This window comes from Pseudomonas sp. B6(2017), from assembly GCF_002112765.1.
Classification (GTDB): Bacteria; Pseudomonadota; Gammaproteobacteria; order Pseudomonadales; family Pseudomonadaceae; genus Aquipseudomonas; species Aquipseudomonas piscis.
The window spans coordinates 39,505-59,219 of the sequence record NZ_NEIQ01000027.1 but is presented as its reverse complement, the minus strand read 5'-3'; the positions used below and the strand labels follow the sequence as shown (position 1 = coordinate 59,219).

Here is a 19,715-nt window from a genome sequence, read left to right as displayed (position 1 = left end):
TTCTCTGAAATGCCGGCGCGTGGCGTGCTGTCACGCGTCGAAGGTGCCTTCTTCGGGCATCGTCGGCTGGTGCTGGGGAGCCTGGCCGTTTTCACCTTGATCATGGTGTGGTTCGCCGTGCAATTGCGCATGGATGCCGGCTTCGAGAAGCAATTGCCCATAGGCCACGAATACATCAACACATTCGAAACCTACCGCAATGACCTGATGGGAGCGAACCGACTGACCATAGTGGTCAAGGCGCGCAACGGTGATATCTGGAGCGCTGCGGGCCTGAAGCGGCTCTACGACGTTACCCAGGCGATCACCTTCCTTCCCGGTGTGTCGCGCAGCAGTGTGCGTTCGCTGTGGACGCCCAATGCCTTCGTCAACGAGATCACCGAAGAGGGCTTTCGTGCCGACCCATTGGTGCCGGGAACGGTTACACCCGAGCGTCTGGATGATGAAATCATCGCAACGATCGCCAGCTCCAGTGTTCAAGGCGGTTTCATCGGCACCCTGGTTTCTCGCGACCAGGGGAGCGCGATGATTACTGCGGAGCTCAATGAGTTCGACGCCAATGGTGCCCACTTGGACTATGTGGCGTTCAACCATGAGCTGGAGAAACAGATCCGCCAGCCGTTCGAGGATGGTGATTTTGAAATCCAGATGATTGGTTTTGCCAAGCAGATCGGCGACATCGCCGACGGTGCTTCGGCGGTGCTGGAGTTCTGCCTGCTGGCACTGCTGCTGACCGCCGCTGCAGTTTATTGGTACTGCCATTCGCTGCGTTTTACCGCACTGGCCCTGGTCTGCTCACTGGCTTCGCTGGTATGGCAATTCGGCAGTCTGCGCCTGCTGGGCTATGGCCTCGATCCGCTGGCGGTGCTGGTGCCGTTCCTGGTATTTGCCATCGGGGTTTCCCATGGCGTGCAGCAAATCAACTTCATCGTTCGTGAAATTGCCCTGGGCAAGAGTGCCGAGGAGGCGGCGCGCTCAAGTTTCACCGGCTTGTTGATTCCCGGAACCCTGGCATTGGTAACGGCGCTGGTGTCCTTCGTGACCCTGCTGCTGATCCCCATTCCCATGGTGCGGGAGCTGGCCATCACGGCATCCCTTGGCGTGGCCTTCAAGATCATCACCAATCTGCTGATGCTGCCTTTGGTGGCGTCGTTGCTGCGGGTGGATGACAAGTACGCCAAGGCCCAGGAAATCTCCCGGCAGCGCCGTAGCCGCTGGCTGCACGGCCTGAGCCGGCTCGCCGAGTGGCGCAATGCGCAGTGGGTGCTTGGCGTTGCCCTGGCGCTGTTCCTGGTGGCGATCTGGCAGAGCAATGACCGGGTCGTTGGCACACTGCAGGCCGGAGCACCGGAGCTGCGTGAAGACTCGCGCTTCAATCGGGATGCCGTCTCCATCGCCAGTAACTATGACATCGGCCTGGATTGGCTCAGTGTGGTATTCGAAGTCAGTCGGGACACGTCCGGCGACGCCAGCCAGGCTGGCTGCGAGGATGTCGCCCTGGGCCAATACCAGGATCGTTTTGTCTGGGCCATGCAGGGGGTACCCGGGGTGCTGTCGGTGGCCTCCTTTTCCTCCTACATGCGCCAGTTCAACGAGGGCTACAACGAAGGCAATCCGAAGATGGGCGCGGTGCCCATCGACCCGGTGAACTACGCTGCGCTGGCCACCGAAGTTGCGCGCACTCCCGGGCTGATGCGTTCCGACTGCAGCATGTCCGCGGTGCACCTGTATCTGGCCGATCACAAGGCCACCACGATCAACCGGGTGGTGGAGGCGGCCAAGGCCTTTAGAAGCGAGCATCCGCAGCCAGGGGTTGCGGTGCGCCTCGCTTCAGGCAACGCGGGGGTTCTGGCGGCCATCAACGAAGAAGTGGAGAAAAGCGAAACCCCGATGCTGCTGTATGTGTATGCCGCCATTGCCTTGCTGGTATTTGTCGTCTATCGCGACTGGCGAGCGGTGTTGATCTGCTGTCTGCCTCTGACCATTGGCACCTTCATTGGCTACTGGTTCATGAAGGAGCTGCAGATCGGCCTGACTATCGCCACCTTGCCGGTGATGGTGCTGGCAGTGGGAATCGGGGTCGATTACGCCTTCTACATCTACAACCGATTGCAGCTCCACCAAGCCTATGGTCAGCCCATCACCAAAGCCGTCGAGCATGCGTTGCTCGAGGTTGGCATGGCCACCATCTTTACCGCGATTACCCTGGCAATCGGCGTCGCTACCTGGGCGTTCTCCGACCTCAAGTTTCAGGCCGACATGGGCAAGCTGCTGGCCTTCATGTTCATCGTCAATATGGTCATGGCCATGACTGTGTTGCCGGCCTTTGCGGTCTGGCTGGAGCGGGTGTTCCCGCGCAGGCGCCCCGTGCGGATGATCGGCGTGCTCGTGCACTGAGGAGAGAATCATGCGTTATGGCTGTTTATTGATCGGTGTTTTGTTCGCCACAGTTGTGCTGCCGTTGTCTCTGCAAGCATCGCCGTTACCGGCCGTGCCGGCGGTGCAGTCGAGCATTGCCACACAGGCGACCATGCTGGATGCCGCATGGGCTGGAGAACGGCTGGTTGCCGTCGGCGATCACGGTATAGTGCTGCTGTCCGACGATCACGGGAAAAGCTTCCGCCAGGCCAGCTCGGTGCCGCTGTCCACACCGCTCACGGGGGTGTCTTTCGTCGACGCCAGCCACGGCTGGGCGGTTGGCCATTGGGGAGCGATTCTGGTGACTGCGGACGGTGGTGAATCCTGGCAGATCCAGCGCCTGTCCAGTGAAGAGGATCGTCCTCTGTTCGCGGTGCATTTCTTCAATACTCAGCAGGGTGTTGCAGTGGGTCTTTGGGCCCTGGTACTGATCACCGAAGATGGCGGGCTGACCTGGAAGGAGCAGCACCTGCAGGCGCCGCCAGGTTCAAAGAAGGCTGACCTCAACTTGATGGGGCTGTTTGCCGATCGCCAGGGCCAGCTTTATGCAACTGCTGAGCGCGGGCTGGTCCTGCGCTCCAATGATCAAGGACGAAGCTGGAAATACCTGAGTACCGGCTATGAAGGCACTCTTTGGTCCGGCGCGGTACTTGCCGATGGCAGCCTGCTGCTAGGGGGCCAGCGAGGGACGCTGTTGCAGGGTTCTGCCGAGGGCAAGGACTTCCGTAGATTGCCCACACAAAGCAAAGGCTCGGTCACCAGCGTGGTGGTTTCAGGTACTAAGGTGCTGGCAGTCGGGCTGGATGGGTTGATGCTGGTGAGTAACGATGCCGGCCACAGTTTCGCAGAAAGCCAGTCGGTTGAAGGGCTTTCTCTGACAGCGGCGCTACTCAGCCCGGAGGGTTCGCCGGTGCTGTTCTCGCGACGTGGCGTCGTGGCTGAACACCAGTAGCGGGAGGTCTCGCTAAAGGCTGGACGTTGCAAGTCTGCGTCCGGCCAGGGCAATTGGAAGAAGTTCGAGGGGAGGGGAGACACCTTCCCCTCGAACCCGCGGCATCAGTCAGAGCTTGAGATATTCCGCCAGGTCGGTGTAGTTATGTTGCCAGAGACCCGGGCTGCCATTGGGATACTGCGAGCGGAAACCGATGATCTTTTGCACGCGAGGAGACAGAGTCCTGACCACCTCCAGAGGAACGATCAGCGGGTAGGCTTCCTCGGGAGTGAGAATCGAAGCCTGCAGCGGAATCGTCAGCCCGCGGCGGTATTGGTCGGTTGTTAGGTTAGCCCCACCCCCGTGAACGACTTTTCCGCCAAACAGCACCGCGTCACCGGCTTTCAACTCGACCGGAATGGTCATCTCGGGCGACCCCACATCTTCGAAGTTATCCCAGTTCTGGCTTCCTGGAATCACCCGCGTAGCGCCATTTTCCTCAGTGAAGTCCGTCAGCGCCAACATCAGGTTGGTGATAGCGCGGGGTGCATTCTTGTTCATGGCAACGAATGGGTAATATTGGGCCATGTCTCGATGCAGCATTTGTGCTTTATTGCCGGGACCGATTTCTATCAGTTGAGCCGTTGTCAGCCACCAGTCGCCACACTCTTGCTCGAAAAGTACTCGTCCCATCTCGTGGAAGAGATCGTCATCGAGGATTTCCTTACGAAAGGTCTTGCTGTAGGTGATGAGGTTGGTCAGTCTCTTTGTTTGTTGGCCATGAAACTCTGCAATCAACTCATGTTCATGTTTGGAACCTGCATCCAGCGCAGCAAGCGGCGCTTCCAGTTCGTCGTTGATTCGTACCACTTGCTCGGCAGTCATGAAGTTTCGAATGATCACCGCTCCGGCCTGATCACTCAGCGAAACAATCTCCTGCGCTGAAGTCGATCTGCTTGCAACGGGCAAACTTGTGACGAAACCTTGTTGGCTAGACATTGAAAACTCCAAATAACAGGAACACTTCGGGTGCAGGCGAGTTCATTGGTAGTGACAAATCAGCGTGCATCACTGAACCCGCCCATGGTTACGATCGTTACTGCACCAAACGCAAAACTAACTTGGAGAAACATCGTGCCTCCTTATATTTTTTTTGCTCAGGCAGTGAGTTCATGCTATTTTTTCCAGGGCTTTTAGCCAAGATACAAAGTGCACTTGTATTAGTTGTATTTTGGGTTGATTTGCACCTTGAATGGACAGCCTCCATCCCCCAGGGCAGGCGCTTCGGAGTCGTTCCCAAGCCCATGCGCAAGAGTTCGCCCGCAGTGGGCTTTCCGACCATAGATATCGGCAATTTATTGTGAGGAATCTTGAATGCTGCCTGTAACTCCAGCAGAAGAGCGTCGTTTTGCATTCGAGGCACGTCGCTTGGCAATAGAAACGCTTGTAAAGATTTACCTTGAGCAAGTTTCGGTTTCAAGAGGGCTGGTTACAGTCTATCTACGCTTGATGTTTACCTTGTCACTTGGTGCTTTGGCTGGGGTGGTAACCCTGTATGGCGCCATACTCCGCTTTAGTGTTTCCGCCAGTCTTGACATGATCACTCTGTTAGAGGCAACAAGTGCTGTCATGGCACTTGGTGCACTTGTCACGTCCGCTTTGCTCTCGGCTCGAGCGCTGCAGCAAAGCGCTTTTGACGTAGCACCATTCTTGCGTGATCCATTCCCGAATGCCGGTTCCGTAATTGACTCTATCTTTCAGTCAAAAGAGCTCGACGAGCAGCAAATAGTCGATCGGTTGTATTTCGCCATCGGTAAAATTGTCGAGCATCAACCTGTTCTTAGAGTGAGCACGCGACTGACAACAGTCCTGCTGATTCTTGGTTTGCTGCTGACTGGGGTGTCATTTCTGATATGACACTTTTTGTTCAATGACATTTATCCAGCGAAGATAACGGTTAGGGGCAGGAGGAGGACAGCGCCTTGTGCCAAGATAGCCGTGCCATAAGAGCATGGCGCATCCGCATAGCGTCTTAGTAGCTGTTCACCAGCAGTTTCAGCGCTTGGCAGGCTGTCTCGGTCTCGGTCTCCAAGCGTTCGAGGTCAGCATGGGCAGACCAGGCAAGGAGCAAGCCATCGAAGAGATTGATCAGCAGGCGGCTGATGGTGGTTAACGCGGTCTGATCCAACCCATCGTCGGTCATCTTTCGAATGGCCTGCTGGGTCGCTTCAATGGAAACGGCATAAATCTTCGTCGCCATTTCCGGGTTGTTGCGCAGGTTCCAGAAGAACAGCTCGAACTGTGTGCTAGCCCGTTCGGGGTGCAAGGTGAACCACTTGACTAGTTGGCGCAACATTTCCCCAATCGATTCCGCTGTCGTGGAGCCTTTCGGCACGTACTGCAGTGATTGCTGCGGCATGCTGATCAAGGACTCGTAGACCGCACAGAACAACTCGTCCTTGGTGTGGAAAACATAATGCAGCGAGGCCAGCGGAGAATCTGCTGCCGCCGCGATACGCCGTGTCGTGGCGTCGGCTATGCCGTACTCCGCGATCACCTTGATGGTGGCTTCAATAAAATCCTGTCTGCGCTCTTCAGCGCCTATCCGAGCCATTGAGCGTTCTCCTTTTTCGGTGTTGCCAGCAACCTTTGGTCCAGGGTTGACGGTGACGAATCCTATCGCAAGGTCATTCCCCAATCCATGAGGTGAGTCGATGCATTGCCGATGGCGAAAGTCAGCGCCCCCCTAGCCGGACATCGGAATTCACAGTTCTAACGGTGGTGCTGGAAAGGCATAAAAATCATAATCAACTGACTTGATCATATGACTATATTCGGTAAGTATAGAGTTCTCTCGCTGAGAGTGGAAGCAAGAGGGCGTTGCAGTGATAGGCAACATGGGGTGAGTCAGGCTGCCCCGGCTCACTGGATAGAACAATGACAAAACCAGACAGGTAGAAAGCAGATGGATACACGAAAACTCTCGACAGTCAGCAGCGATGCATCGGTCGAACAGGTGGTGGAGATCATCCTGCGTGACGGCGGGGTCATCATTTCCGATTTTGTCTCGCCCGCAACGCTGAAGTCCCTCACTGAAGAACTGGACGCCTACTTGGATGTCACGCCTTGCGGAATGGATCCCTATTTTGCCGGTACGCAAACCCGACGTGTCGGCCGCATCATCGGGCGAAGCGACACGGCCGTGGATGTGGCCCTGAGCCCATTGTTCATCGGGGCGGCGAGGAAAATCCTGCAGACACCTACCCATGTCTGGGTGGGTAGCGACCGCATCGAGATCGAGCCTGACATTCAACTCAGCATTACCCAAGCCATCCAGATTGGGCCGGGCCAAGGCCTGCAACCCCTGCACCGTGATGATGCCACTTCGTTATGGAGGCACCCCCAGTACGGACGTGAAGCCCGCCTGCAACTCATGCTGGCCATCTCGGATTTCACCGAAGAGAACGGGGCGACACGCGTCATTCCCGGTAGCCATCAATGGGATGACGAGCGCATGCCGACCCAGGAGGAGACCGTTGCCGCTGAAATGAAGGCAGGCTCCGCGCTGCTATGGATGGGGTCGGTCTATCACGGCGGTGGCGCCAATACCTCCTCGACTCCTCGTACCGGCCTGACAATGGCCTACGACCTGGCCTTCCTGCGCCTCGAAGAGAATCACTTCCTTTCCCTTCCCGTTGAGCGCGTTCGCCAGCTGCCGGCAGAGATGCAACGCCTGCTGGGCTGGAGTGTCAGCTCCACGCTGCTGGGCTGGGTGGAAGTCGATGGCCAGATGCGAGACCCGCACGAGCTCCTGGAGATGTCCACGTTCTCCGAGCCGGGAAAGGGCTTCTGACCATCCCGAGCAGCCATGAAGCGGCTCTATGTCGGGCCGAAGGCCTAGCTCTTTAACGCCTCTCGTGGCGGCTTTTCCAGGTCTCCCCCTTAGCTGTCGCCAAGGTACAAATTGCACAATTTCCCCCGATATCTTTGAGTGATGTGCACTTTCCATGACCAGTACGCCGTCCCTCTGGCCACGCCCCTCTGAAGCCGTTCGTGAGCTCATGCGCAAAGGCGCCGAGCTCGCACAGACGTTGCCACCGGAGTGGATTGAGCGCCTGAACCAGTCGCTTTTCTCTTCACCAGAAGATGCAAAACTATTGGAGGACCCGGTCATCCTGGCGGCGTGCCGGCGCGCCAATCGGGCAGAGTTACTGCACTGGGCGAGCGCCAATCTGCAGCGCCCTGGAGAGCCGGTTGAGCCCTACGTGTCTGCCGATATGGTGGACACGGCCAAGGAGCTGGCCCGCAGGGGGCTGTCTGAACTATTGATGAATGTCGCGAGGTCGGCGCAGAACACCGCTTGGGAACTTTGGATGAAGATGGCATTTAGCCTGACGCAGGATTCAGTGGTACTCGAGGAATTCCTGGAGGTCTCGTCGCGCTCTATCTCGGAATTCATCGACAACAACATGCGTGTTGTGACCCAGATAATCCTGGAGGAAAAGAACGCCCTGACCCATGACGATCATATCGACAAACGTACGTTGGTCAGTCGTTTGCTCGATGGCAGAGATGTGGACACCGAACAGTTCGCTAGGCGACTGGGTTACAGCCTTTTCCAGAAGCACCATGCCTGTCTCGTCTGGAGTGAAATCCCGGATGCAGAAATCCAGCCCCTGGAGGATATGGCACGCACTCTAGCGCACCTTACTGGCACGGTAGCGCCACTGATCGTATTCGCGGCCCCGGCAACTCTATGGCTTTGGATGAGTGCGGCAAAACCGTTGGACCTGAATGCACTGCAAGGCGTCGCTCACCAGTTTCCAAAAAATCGTGCGGCAATCGGTTCCCCGGGGATGGGGGTAAATGGCTTCCGCCGGTCACACCTGGAGGCCTTGACCACCCAACGATTGCTGGGGCGCTTGGCAGGTGCTCCCGCCGTCGCCACGATTGATCAAGTCAGGATGGTTTCACTGATGACCCAGGACCTCCGCGCCGCCAGAGAGTTTGTCTTGAGCATGTTGGGGCGGCTGGCTACGGAGCCCATGGTTCTTCAGCATTCGTTGCACGCCTTCCTGGCCAACGGCTGCAACATCACCCAGACCGCCGAAGAACTTGGCATGCATCGCAACACGTTACTGCGTCGGCTGGAGCGAGCTCAGGATCTGTTGCCCGTGCAACTTGCCGACCATCGTATTCAAATCGCCGCGGCTCTTGAGTTGGTGATTTGGAGCACACCATTAAACGACGATACGGAATAGGCCGTTGGCGCTGCACAGGTGCCTGAGAAGTAGGCCAGGCAGTCTCCGGGGCTGAGTATTAAATTTCTGCCTGCTAAGGCGCAACCGAGGAAGTAACAGATGCCGTACTCAATTGAAACGAAAGTTGGCGAATTGCTGGACAATAGCAAGACAAGCCAAATTATTGAAAAGCACTTGCCTGGTATCAACAAGCATCCGCAAATCGCCATGGCCCGTGGCTTTGCCTTAGCGACCGCGGCGAAATACTCTGGCGGGCTGATCTCCAAGAAGTCGCTAGAGGATATTGATAGCGACCTTAGATCTCTGGTCGACTAGTTACAGGGGGTGCTCTGATTTACTCATATATGTAGAGTTACTCAGTGCAGTCCACATAACCTGACGAGTGTTTCTCAGGTGATAACTGGTTGGTCGTGGCAACCAGTGAGAGGCAACTCTTCGACGATAACTGCCTGCGTTGAAGGGCACTTAACGGCCAAGACAGGTGCCATGGATGACCGCTTTCGGCCAAAAAGCGGTCTTTCCAGCTTTGTGACATTAGGGCAGCGTTATTGAAGCGCACCGAACGCGCGTCGTAATCGCTTTGACGTCGGGCGGTTCTCCTTCAATCTAATCCGATCGTTTGCTGGTGCAGTTGCTGTGTCTGGTTGATGCTTGCAATAACCTAGTGATGATCGAGCACGATATGTGCGCATTGGCCCACTCCGATGGGGGCGGCGGCGTGCGGCCGCATGCAGGTGACGCGGGTGAGTGGAGTTGTGGTGACCGCAGCGCCTCGGCAGGTTGTAATGGCCCCAGGAAGCTATGCTGTGAGCACTATGGGCAAGTACATCAACAGCCTCGGAGAAACTCGCTTTCTGAGCAAAAAGGCTTGGGGATGGAGGCCGCGAGGTAACAGATGCTGGATCTAGAGCTCGCGTAAATTGCCTTGCGGTGTGTACCGTCCATAGGATGGGGCCCATTTTAGGACATGATTTTAGGACATGGAAGTGCCTACGGAGCCTGGGGCGGCTCATACTCATCTGACAATGCTTCCCAAGCTTGTTGCGCTGGCATGCTCATTTCAAGCCAAATCTGGGTCAGCAGCAGAGCTACGAAGCAGGCTAAGCCGACGTCCAGGCTCAGATCAGTGATGTCTATTAGCTTGAAAATGGATACCAGAATTCCGAACAGGTAGACCTCGAGCATGCCCCATTCGCGCAGATGGTGATAACTGCGGTAAAGCACCGCGCCGCTGCGGCGCGCCACCTTAAACCGCAGGCTCAATAACACCAATAACTGGCTCAGCGGCTTGAGCAGCGGAATCGCCATGCTGCTGAGCAGAACCACTACTGCTACCCCTGGCATGTCGCTTTTAAATCACTCCAGACCGTTTCGTTGCGGGTTTGGCTGAGCAGAGTGAGGTGCATGATCGGCGAGAAATCGGCCGAGAGGTAGAGCAGCAGGGCAATTAGCACCAATGCGAAGCAGCGGCGTTGCCATTGCTGGTGATGCGCGGCCAGCAGCGCAAGCAACTAATGCCTCTAAGGGAAGGGCCGCCAGATTGTTGAAGTTGGTATTAGGCATTTAATAGGGCCTGAGGGAGCCTAGTCTAGGTTTCCATCCGAATATGAGAGCCTGCGCCGTAAAGGAATATCTGCGGCAGGATATGGGCGGTGTTGGCGCTGGCTGCGCGACCTCGTTGCTCAGCATCGACCATGCCATACACCAGACTGATGAACATTTCGGTAAGAATCGATGCGGTGATATCAATACGTAGTACGCCTTGCTGCTGGCCACGGAGAAAGAAAGTATCCAAAGCATACAAGTAGGAGTACCAAGGCGCGGCGTTAGGGCTTTCATCGAGGAAATCGGGCCGATATTGAACTACTAAAAATGCTAGCAGTTCGCGGTGTGCCAGGTGCTCGTTGATTAAGCGCTCAAGGGCAGAGAGAAATTCATCTTGCTGCAAACGAGCATTGCCGATGATCTTCGTAAGTACCTCCTTAGCACGGCTTTCTAGTTTTTTCAAAAGGTTGTCCCGAGTGCCACAGAAGCGATGCAGAGTGGCTCTGCTCACCCCAACTACCTGCGCCAGTTCGGACATGGAAGCTCTTGGGTGATGAACTATCGCGGTGGTTAGCAGGCGTAACAGGCGCTCCTCCTGTGGGGACAAGGGAGTTGCCCTTTCTTGAGTGAACTTTCCAGATGCTTGCATAGGGCCGATTGGTTTCCGGAAGGATGAAGGCTGGGTCTTATTTTGATCATATGAATCAATATTGACTCAAAGTGGATTGAAAAGTACCATCCCGGCCGTTTTCAATCAAGCCTTAGGTGAGTCATGGGCAATTTTCGTGCAGTAAGAACGGCAGGGGCATTGGCAGTAGCCATCGCATTGGCAGGGTGTGGTCCGGCGAGCGAGCAGAGCCCTGTTGTGGAAACGGCGCGTCCTGTGGAAGTGCTGGCGGTGGTAAGCGAGCCTTTAGCACTTATTTCGGAATTGCCGGGGCGAGTTGAGCCAATGCGTGTAGCCGAGGTGCGGGCACGGGTGGCGGGGATCGTGCTGAAGAAGCGCTTCGAGGAAGGCGCCGACGTCAAGGCCGGCGATCTGTTGTTCCAGATCGATCCCGCGCCGCTCAAGGCAGCGGTGTCCCGTGCCGAGGGCGACCTGGCCCGGGCCCAGGCCGGGATGAAGGAGGCCCAGGCGCGGGTCAAACGCTATGAGACACTGGTGAAGATCGAAGCGGTCAGCCAGCAGGACTACGACAAAGCCAGTGCCGACTTGCACAGCGCCCAGGCAGCGACCCGCTCGGCCCAGGCAGACCTGGAAACCGCGCGCCTGAACCTGGGGTACACCTCGGTCATCGCGCCGATCTCTGGCCGAGTCGGACGTGCACTGGTAACCGAAGGCGCCCTGGTTGGCCAGGGCGAAGCGACCCTGATGGCGCGCATCCAGCAGTTGGACCCGATCTACGCAGATTTCACCCAGACCGCCGCCGATGCGTTGCGTCTACGTGAAGCCCTTAAGAATGGGACCTTGGCCACTGATCCGCAGCAGAGCCTGTCTGTAAGAATTGAAGGCACTTCGTATGAGCGTAGAGGGAAGCTGCTTTTCACAGATGTTGCGGTGGACCCTGGTACGGGTCAAGTGACTCTACGCGGTCAGTTTGATAACCGCGACGGTAATCTGCTGCCAGGTATGTATGTACGTGTCAACACTCCACAGGGGACCGATAGCCAGGCTGTTTTAGTGCCGCAGCGGGCTGTGCAACGTAGTCCGGATGGCAGTGCCTTCGTGTTGTTGATGGGCGACGACGGCCGTGCTCAGTCACGTCAAGTGCAGACCGGTGTTATGCAGGGAGCACGCTGGCAGATTCGTGATGGCTTGAAAGCCGGTGACCGGGTGATCACTAGTGGCTTGGCTGGCCTGCAGCCTGGAGCCAAGGTCGAGCCCAAGAGTGTCACTGCCACCCCCCCAGAGCCGCAGAAGTAAGGGCGTAGTTGCCGCGAGGATTTTTCGATGTCGAATTTTTTCATCAGGCGTCCTAACTTTGCTTGGGTGGTCGCGCTGTTTATCTCACTGTTCGGGTTGCTAGTTATCTCCAAGTTACCGGTGGCCCAATACCCTAACGTTGCACCACCGCAGATCACAGTTACAGCCACGTATCCGGGTGCTTCGGCAAAGGTACTGGTTGAGTCGGTGACCAGCATTCTTGAGGAGTCACTCAACGGCACTAAGGGTTTGCTCTATTTCGAATCGACCAACAACTCCAACGGTACCGCTGAGATCGTCGTTACATTTGAACCTGGTACCGATCCTGACCTGGCCCAGGTTGATGTGCAGAACCGCCTGAAGAAAGCCGAGGCGCGCATGCCCCAGGCCGTACTCACCCAGGGCTTGCAGGTCGAACAGACCAGCGCCGGCTTCCTGTTGATCTACGCCCTGAATTACAAGGAAGGTGCCGAGCGCGGCGATACCATTGCTCTCGGTGATTACGCCGCGCGTAACATCAACAATGAACTGCGCCGCTTGCCCGGCGTTGGCAAGTTGCAGTTCTTCTCTTCTGAAGCGGCGATGCGGGTCTGGATCGATCCGCAGAAGCTGGTGGGCTATGGTCTGTCCATCGAAGACGTGAGCAGCGCCATCCGTGGACAGAACGTGCAGGTTCCGGCCGGCGCCTTCGGCAGCACACCGGGCAACAGTGCCCAGGAATTGACTGCAACCTTGGCGGTCAAGGGGGTTCTGGACAATCCGCAGGAGTTTGGTGAGATTATCCTGCGGGCCAATCAGGACGGCTCCATGGTCAAGCTTGCCGACGTCGCACGTCTGGAGTTAGGCCAGGAAAATTACAACATTTCCTCACGTCTGGATGGTACTCCGGCAGTCGGTGGAGCGATTCAATTATCGCCGGGCGCCAACGCCATCCAGACCGCGACGCTGGTCAAGGAGCGCCTGGCCGAACTGTCGCAGTTTTTCCCTAGTGATGTGCAGTACTCCGTACCCTACGACACCTCGCGTTTCGTCGACGTGGCCATCGAGAAGGTGATCCACACCCTGATCGAAGCCATGGTCTTGGTGTTCCTGGTGATGTTCCTGTTCCTGCAGAACGTGCGCTATACCCTGATTCCATCCATCGTAGTGCCCGTGTGCCTGCTCGGTACCCTGGCCGTGATGTACCTGCTGGGCTTCTCGGTGAACATGATGACCATGTTCGGCATGGTGCTGGCCATCGGCATCCTGGTGGACGACGCCATCGTGGTGGTGGAGAACGTCGAGCGGATCATGGCCGAGGAGGGGCTGTCCCCGACCGACGCGACGATCAAGGCGATGAAGCAGGTATCCGGCGCCATCGTCGGTATCACCCTGGTACTGTCCGCGGTGTTCATGCCGCTGGCCTTCATGAGCGGTTCGGTGGGCGTCATCTACCAGCAGTTCTCGGTATCCCTGGCGATCTCGATCCTGTTCTCCGGCTTCCTGGCCCTGACCTTCACCCCGGCGCTGTGCGCCACGCTTCTCAAGCCGGTCCCCGAAGGGCATCACGAAAAACGTGGTTTCTTCGGTGCCTTCAACCGTGGTTTTACCCGCGTGACCGAGCGCTACTCGGTGCTCAACGGTGCGTTGGTCAAACGTGCCGGGCGTTTTATGCTGATCTACGGCGGTATTGTCGCTCTGCTCGGCTACAGTTACCTTCGATTACCGGAAGCTTTTGTGCCCACTGAAGATCTGGGTTACATGTTGGTTGATGTGCAACTGCCACCCGGCGCCAGCCGTGCGCGCACAAACGCCACCGGTGAACAGCTGGAAACCTATCTCAAGTCCCGTGAGGCCGTCTCCTCGGCATTCGTGATTTCGGGCTTCAGCTTTTCTGGTCAAGGTGATAATGCGGCGTTGGCTTTCCCGACATTTAGGGATTGGTCCGAACGCGATGCGCATCAATCGGCTATGGCTGAAGTAGCGGCACTGAACGAGCATTTCGCCATCTCCGACGACGGTACCGTCATGGCGGTCTCGCCACCACCGATCAATGGCTTGGGCAATTCCGGTGGTTTCGCCCTGCGCTTGATGGACCGTGGCGGTTTGGGCCGCGAGGCCTTGTTGCAGGCACGGGATACGCTGCTGGGCCAAATCAACGGCAATCCGAAATTCCTCTACGGGATGATGGAGGGCCTGTCCGAGGCACCGCAGTTGCGCCTGGTGATCGACCGCGAAAAAGCCCGGGCCCAAGGCGTCAACTTCGAGAGCATTAGCTCCACCCTGTCCTCGGCCTTCGGTTCCAACGTGGTCAATGACTTCACCAACGCCGGTCGCCAGCAACGGGTGGTGATCCAGGCCGAGCAGGGCGCGCGGATGACTCCGGAAAGCGTGCTCAAACTGTACGTGCCCAACAACAAGGGCGACCAGGTGCCGCTCAGCGCCTTCGTCAGCAGCAAGTGGGAAGAGGGGCCGGTGCAACTGGTGCGCTACAACGGCTATCCGTCGATCCGTATCGTCGGTGACGCAGGTCCAGGCTACAGCACTGGCCAGGCCATGGCCGAGCTGGAGCAACTGGCATCGCAACTGCCCAAGGGCATCGGCTACGAGTGGACCGGCCTGTCCTACCAGGAGAAGGTCTCTGCCGGCCAGGCATCGGGCTTGTTCGCCCTGGCGATCCTGGTGGTGTTCCTGTTGCTGGTGGCCCTCTACGAGAGCTGGTCGATCCCGCTGTCGGTGATGCTGATCGTACCGATCGGCGCGGTGGGTGCGGTACTGGCGGTAATGGTCGTGGGCATGCCCAACGACGTGTACTTCAAGGTCGGCCTGATTACCATCATTGGCCTGTCGGCGAAGAACGCGATCCTGATCGTCGAGTTCGCCAAGGAATTGTGGGAGAAGGGGTATAGCCTGCGTGATGCCGCTATCGAGGCCGCTCGCCTGCGCTTTCGCCCGATCATCATGACGTCCATGGCCTTCATCCTCGGCGTGGTCCCCCTGGCCATCGCCACCGGCGCCGGTGCGGCCAGCCAGCGCGCCATCGGTACCGGGGTGATCGGCGGGATGCTCAGCGCCACCTTACTGGGGGTGATTTTCGTGCCGATCTGTTTCGTCTGGTTGCTGTCGTTGCTGCGTACCAAGCGGCCTGCCACCGAACAGCCAACCCTGGCCCAGGAGTGATCAGCATGCGTACCCCAGCTTTTACCGTATCGGCGCTGCTGATCGCCCTGGCCCTGGGTGGCTGCTCCATGGCTCCGACCTACGAGCGTCCGACGGCGCCCGTAGCCGACAGCTGGAGCGACTCGCCCGCCCAGCAGGGACGCCAGGCCAGCGAACTGGACTGGCAGGCGTTCATCGTCGATCCCGAGCTGCGCCGCCTGGTTGGCACCGCCCTGGACAATAACCGTTCGTTGCGCCAGACCTTGCTGGACATCGAACAAGCCCGGGCGCAGTACCGCATCCAGCGGGCGGACCGGATCCCCGGGTTGAACGCCGGGGCCTCGGGCAACCGCCAGCGCCTGCCGTCGGACCTGTCCAGCGGTGGCCGGGCCGGCGTGGCCAGTACCTATCAGGTCGGCCTGTCGTTGCCGGAATACGAAGTCGACCTGTTCGGACGGGTCAAGAGCCTCAGCGATGCCGCATTGCAGCAGTACCTGGCCACCGAGGAGGCCGGGCGCTCGGCACGCATTGCACTGATCGCCGAGGTCACCCAGGCCTACCTGGCCCATGACGGCGCCCAGCGCCGCCTGGCCCTGACCCAGCAGACCCTGGTCAGTCGCGAATACTCCTTCGCCCTGATCAGCCGGCACCGTGCGGTAGGTAACGCCACCGCGCTGGACTACCAGGAAGCCCTGGGCCTGGTGGAACAGTCCCGGGCCGACGAGGAGGCCGCCCTGCGCCAGAAGCAACAGGCGTTCAATGCCCTGGTGCTGTTGCTGGGCACCGCCGATGCCACCAAGTCGATTCCCGATAAGCCGTCGGAGCAGCCGCTACTGGTGCAAGACATCGCCGCGGGCTCACCGTCGTCGCTGATCGAGCGCCGTCCGGACATCCTCGCCGCCGAACATCGCCTGCAAGCGCGCAATGCCGATATCGGCGCTGCGCGGGCAGCGTTCTTCCCGCGGATCACCTTGACCGGCAGCTTCGGCACTTCCAGCGCGCAAATGTCCGGTCTGTTCGATGGCGGCTCGCGCTCCTGGAGCTTCATTCCGACCCTGTCGCTGCCGATCTTCGATGGCGGACGCAACCGCGCCGGGTTGAGCCTGGCCGAGGCGCGCAAGGACTCGGCGGTGGCGGCCTACGAGGGCACGATCCAGACCGCGTTCCGTGAAGTGGCGGACGCCCTGGCGGCCACCGATACCCTGCGCCGCGAGGAGCAGGCACGCCGGGCCCTGGCCAACACCAGCAACGAATCGCTGAAGCTGGCCAAGGCCCGTTATGAAGGCGGTATCGATAGCCACCTGCGTTACCTGGACGCCCAGCGCAACAACTTCGCCAACGAGACGGCGTTCATCGAAGTCAGCACTCAACGGCAGATCGCCCTGGTGGATCTGTTCCGCTCCCTGGGTGGTGGCTGGAAGGACAATCAGGACCAGCAACTGGCGCAACGCCAGGACCGCCCCTGAATGAGTGACCGCCGCCCGCCGGAGCAAGCCCGGCGGGCGACGCTCGAGGAAGGTAACGATGCGTGCAATCGATGCCGGCATCCAGGTCTGCGGCGAATGTCATCAACTCAATCCCATCGACGGCCAGCAACCCGCGCGTTGCAGTCGTTGCCGGGCGCTCTTGCATGTGCGCCGCCCGGACAGCATCAGGCGGACCTGGGCCTTGCTGATCAGCGCCATGTTGCTCTACATCCCGGCCAACCTGCTGCCGATCATGACCGTCAGCATTTTCAGAGCATTGTCTACGCCAACCTGGCAGGTGAAATCGATGATCAGACTGACCGTATCATCGGCGCCATGCACGCAGCAGGGCCCAGCCGCCTCATCTTCGTCAATTCCCTGGGCATCTATGACGAAATTCCTGGCAAGTTCGGCGAGTGGAATCATCGTGAAATCGGCCAGTATCTTAGCCCATACCGGCGGTCGGCCGACCTGATCGAAGCCAGCGACCTGGACTACACCATTCTGCGTGCGGCCTGGCTCAGCGACCATGATGAACTAGATTACGAGACCACCGGCCGGCATGAGCCTTTCCGTGGTACCGAGATTTCGCGCAAGAGTGTCGCGGCGCTGATCGTCCATATTATCGAGACGCCCAACTGGTTGTTGCGTGACAACGTAGGTGTCAACAAGCCGGGAAGCGACGGCGACAAGCCCGCGTTCATGTAAATCACTGCCCCTGTGCATACGAACCAAGCGGAGAATCCCATGAGCGATATCACAATCAAGCACCTTCGATACCAGAATCTGGGCTGGGAAACCGCGGCAGACCTGTACCTGCCACCAGGTTTCGACGCCTCCAAGCAATACCCGGCGATTGTCAGCTCCCACCCGATCGGCAGTTGCAAAGAACAGACCTCGGGCAATGTCTACGGCGCGGGCCTGGCCAGGGAGGGCTTCGTAGTGATTGCCTTCGATGCCAGCTTCCAGGGCGCGAGTGGCGGTGAGCCGCGCTTTGTCGAAGCCCCGTCGATCCGTGTGTCCGATATCCGTTTTGTCATCGACTATTTGGTCACATTGCCCTATGTCGACCCTGCGCGGATAGGTGCTATCGGCATCTGCGGTGGGGGCGCTTATACCGTGCACGCTGCTATCACCGACCACCGGATCAAAGCGCTGGTCTCGATCACCGGGGGCAACTTCGGGCGTCTGATCCGAAGGCTTCAGCAATTTCGATCCGGTCGCAGCTCTTCAAGCCATGGCTGCCCAGCGCACCGCTGAAGCTCAGGGAGGCGTCCGGCATGTCATCAACTATCTGCCAGCTTCGGTCGAGGAGGGACGCAATGCGGGCATCACCGATATCGATGTGCTCGAAGCGACCGATTACTACAAGACTGCGCGTGGACAACAGCCCAACGGCGCCACCAGTGGCCTGTTTTCGTTCAACAGCGCCGCATTCGGCTGGGATGCGTTCCTGCATGCCGAGGTGCTGTTGACCCAGCCGCTGCTGTTGGTCATCGGTGATAAGACGGGCGCTTATGGGGCCTACCGGGATGGCTGGGAAATCTACGGTCGGGCAGCCTCGGCCGATAAGCAGATTTACGTTGCTGAAGGCTGGTCGCATTACGACTTGTATAACAAACCTGAGCCCTTGGCACAGGCCATGCCGTTCCTGCGCAAGCATTTGCAGTAAAGCTAGGCGGACCAGCGCGCAGGCTTATTTTGCCGATTTAGGCAAAAATATTTCCCCCTTCCTATAGCGCAGTATCGAAGCAGCCTTGCTCAGTTTGAGCTGCGTAGGAAAGGCTTACCAAAAATCCAACAGATCAAGCAAGTCTCCAGTCGGAATAGGCAAAGTAGACTTGCCCTTCGTCCTTATACTGATTTCAATATTTCAGCGTCTGGCGGTTACCGCCAGAGGAGCGATCCAGGATGGTTGGTCTGAGTCGCGATGCCCTCGATCGAGCTGACAATCGTGTTTATCTTCTGCAGGCTGCCCTGTAGTGATTCATGCTGAAGCGCTTGCAGTCGTCGAAGCTCGGACTCTTCGTACTCATCTTGCGCATCAACCAGCGACCCCACCACACGTAGAAGTACACCGCTGCTGTTGCGCTGGGCCAGACCTCGTGCGCGAAACCATCGGTAATCACCATTTTTCAATTTCAGTCGATAAAACAGGTCGAGTGGGGCGGACACATTGAGATCCGCCATGTAAGCAGCAAATGTCTCGAAGCTGTTTTGCTGGTCATCCGGATGCAGACGGGATGCTCAGCTCTCCAGCCGTTCGGGAAACTCCTCAACGTTTTCGAAACCCAGCAGACCAATGAACTGAGGTGACCACCACAACGTGTTTCTGGGATTGAGGAGGTCACCTTCCACTACCTGCATCTCCCAGAGGGCGTCACGGATGACTTCAAGCGAAAGCTCGAAGCGCAGCTCGCTGGCCGCCAGCGCAACACAGATCACATGGGATGAAAGCGATGAGACATTGCTTGCGCCCAGGTAGCCTTTGAGCCGCGCGTACTCATCCATTCTGGTGCGGATACGGCATTCAAACACTTGGGACAGGCTGCCCACCTTGCCGTAAACCAAGGCTTCTACAGCGGCGCAATCATCCGGGTGTACCCGGGCAAAGAGCTCACTTAAACGGGCTGGCGCATGAGGTTGTAGAAGCTCGGTGAGTGAGGCCGACAACGATATCGAGGTATTTGAACTCAGTCTGCCTGGCCCAAGCGATTCCCAGAAGTACTCCGCCGAGCAGGAGGTCAGCAGTTCAAAACGGGTTCTATCGCGATAGCCCCCAAAGCGAGTGCGGCAAGCCAGTGTTTGCGGAGCATGCGGCATTAATGACATGAAGCAGTGTCTTCCTGACCGCCCGCGTGGTGGAAAAGAGGAGCATCGGACTACCTCGGTTGTCACTGGACGATCAGCACCGCACCAAGAGACTTTACATTGTGTATAATTTTATACGATGAACGTATTAAAAATTAGATTCTTAATCTATAAGATCGGATAAGATTTAATTATCAGACCTAATTCGGCGGAGGGCAGGG

17 protein-coding genes and 2 pseudogenes are annotated in these 19,715 nt (G+C 58.0%); 13 read left to right on the top strand and 6 right to left on the bottom strand.

Annotated features, from left to right (window positions below; translation table 11 throughout):
* Positions 1–9 precede the first annotated feature (9 nt).
* Together CAG11_RS31145 and CAG11_RS31140 are read left to right on the top strand one after the other, a co-directional pair.
* Positions 10–2,397, top strand: coding sequence for an RND family transporter (locus tag CAG11_RS31145; RefSeq protein WP_085600242.1), 2,388 nt, complete (start codon positions 10–12; stop codon positions 2,395–2,397).
* A 10-nt stretch (positions 2,398–2,407) separates the two neighbouring features.
* Complete coding sequence (locus tag CAG11_RS31140) at positions 2,408–3,370, top strand: YCF48-related protein (protein WP_085600240.1); 963 nt, start codon at positions 2,408–2,410, stop codon at positions 3,368–3,370.
* Between the two features lie 108 nt (positions 3,371–3,478).
* Here the strand turns inward: CAG11_RS31140 and CAG11_RS31135 are convergent, their stop codons facing one another.
* Positions 3,479–4,348 (bottom strand): phytanoyl-CoA dioxygenase family protein, encoded by an 870-nt coding sequence (locus CAG11_RS31135; RefSeq protein ID WP_085600238.1) that lies wholly within the window; start codon positions 4,346–4,348, stop codon positions 3,479–3,481.
* A 375-nt stretch (positions 4,349–4,723) separates the two neighbouring features.
* Here CAG11_RS31135 and CAG11_RS31130 point away from each other — a divergent pair, with 375 nt between their 5' ends.
* Positions 4,724–5,266: a hypothetical protein gene (locus tag CAG11_RS31130; protein WP_085600236.1), complete on the top strand. Its 543-nt coding sequence runs from the start codon at positions 4,724–4,726 to the stop codon at positions 5,264–5,266.
* 115 nt (positions 5,267–5,381) lie between these two features.
* On the opposite strand, the gene CAG11_RS31125 is transcribed toward CAG11_RS31130, so the two are convergent.
* Positions 5,382–5,963 (bottom strand): TetR/AcrR family transcriptional regulator, encoded by a 582-nt coding sequence (locus tag CAG11_RS31125; protein WP_085600233.1) that lies wholly within the window; start codon positions 5,961–5,963, stop codon positions 5,382–5,384.
* A 351-nt stretch (positions 5,964–6,314) separates the two neighbouring features.
* On the opposite strand from CAG11_RS31125, the gene CAG11_RS31120 reads away from it, so the two are divergent.
* The 3 genes from CAG11_RS31120 (at position 6,315) to CAG11_RS31110 (ending at position 8,925) form a co-directional block, all read left to right on the top strand.
* A complete protein-coding gene (locus CAG11_RS31120; RefSeq protein WP_085600231.1) occupies positions 6,315–7,202 on the top strand; it encodes a phytanoyl-CoA dioxygenase family protein in 888 nt (295 codons plus the stop codon).
* 154 nt (positions 7,203–7,356) lie between these two features.
* Positions 7,357–8,610, top strand: a complete 1,254-nt coding sequence (locus CAG11_RS31115; RefSeq protein ID WP_207245211.1) for a CdaR family transcriptional regulator — start codon at positions 7,357–7,359, stop codon at positions 8,608–8,610.
* Between the two features lie 99 nt (positions 8,611–8,709).
* Positions 8,710–8,925 (top strand): hypothetical protein, encoded by a 216-nt coding sequence (locus CAG11_RS31110; protein ID WP_085600227.1) that lies wholly within the window; start codon positions 8,710–8,712, stop codon positions 8,923–8,925.
* A 675-nt stretch (positions 8,926–9,600) separates the two neighbouring features.
* Here the strand turns inward: CAG11_RS31110 and CAG11_RS31105 are convergent.
* Positions 9,601–10,121 (bottom strand): annotated as a pseudogene (locus CAG11_RS31105) (paraquat-inducible protein A).
* A 77-nt stretch (positions 10,122–10,198) separates the two neighbouring features.
* A complete protein-coding gene (locus tag CAG11_RS31100) occupies positions 10,199–10,804 on the bottom strand; it encodes a TetR/AcrR family transcriptional regulator (RefSeq protein ID WP_085600225.1) in 606 nt (201 codons plus the stop codon).
* Positions 10,805–10,927: 123 nt separating this feature from the next.
* Between CAG11_RS31100 and CAG11_RS31095 the strand changes: the two genes are divergently transcribed.
* The 7 genes and pseudogenes from CAG11_RS31095 to CAG11_RS34290 all read left to right on the top strand — a co-directional run bounded on the left by CAG11_RS31095 (position 10,928) and on the right by CAG11_RS34290 (position 18,355).
* Complete coding sequence (locus CAG11_RS31095) at positions 10,928–12,079, top strand: MexC family multidrug efflux RND transporter periplasmic adaptor subunit (protein WP_085600223.1); 1,152 nt, start codon at positions 10,928–10,930, stop codon at positions 12,077–12,079.
* A gap of 27 nt (positions 12,080–12,106) precedes the next feature.
* Positions 12,107–15,238 (top strand): efflux RND transporter permease subunit, encoded by a 3,132-nt coding sequence (locus CAG11_RS31090; protein ID WP_085600221.1) that lies wholly within the window; start codon positions 12,107–12,109, stop codon positions 15,236–15,238.
* Between the two features lie 5 nt (positions 15,239–15,243).
* Positions 15,244–16,683 carry an efflux transporter outer membrane subunit gene (locus CAG11_RS31085; RefSeq protein ID WP_085600219.1) on the top strand — a complete coding sequence of 480 codons (1,440 nt, stop codon included), beginning with the start codon at positions 15,244–15,246 and terminating at the stop codon, positions 16,681–16,683.
* 58 nt (positions 16,684–16,741) lie between these two features.
* Positions 16,742–16,948 (top strand): annotated as a pseudogene (locus tag CAG11_RS34305) (paraquat-inducible protein A); the annotation flags it as partial.
* Complete coding sequence (locus tag CAG11_RS34300) at positions 16,879–17,391, top strand: NAD(P)H-binding protein (protein ID WP_256578810.1); 513 nt, start codon at positions 16,879–16,881, stop codon at positions 17,389–17,391. The pseudogene CAG11_RS34305 and the gene CAG11_RS34300, both read left to right, overlap by 70 nt.
* A 39-nt stretch (positions 17,392–17,430) precedes the next feature.
* Positions 17,431–17,943, top strand: coding sequence for an alpha/beta hydrolase (locus tag CAG11_RS34295; protein WP_256578806.1), 513 nt, complete (start codon positions 17,431–17,433; stop codon positions 17,941–17,943).
* Positions 17,921–18,355: an alpha/beta hydrolase gene (locus CAG11_RS34290; RefSeq protein ID WP_256578805.1), complete on the top strand. Its 435-nt coding sequence runs from the start codon at positions 17,921–17,923 to the stop codon at positions 18,353–18,355. The genes CAG11_RS34295 and CAG11_RS34290 overlap by 23 nt, the downstream gene beginning before the upstream one ends.
* Before the next feature lie 215 nt (positions 18,356–18,570).
* On the opposite strand, the gene CAG11_RS31070 is transcribed toward CAG11_RS34290, so the two are convergent.
* Together CAG11_RS31070 and CAG11_RS33485 are read right to left on the bottom strand one after the other, a co-directional pair.
* A complete protein-coding gene (locus tag CAG11_RS31070; RefSeq protein WP_085600215.1) occupies positions 18,571–18,921 on the bottom strand; it encodes a PAS domain-containing protein in 351 nt (116 codons plus the stop codon).
* 9 nt (positions 18,922–18,930) lie between these two features.
* Positions 18,931–19,515, bottom strand: a complete 585-nt coding sequence (locus tag CAG11_RS33485) for a hypothetical protein (RefSeq protein ID WP_143494838.1) — start codon at positions 19,513–19,515, stop codon at positions 18,931–18,933.
* Positions 19,516–19,715: the final 200 nt, after the last annotated feature.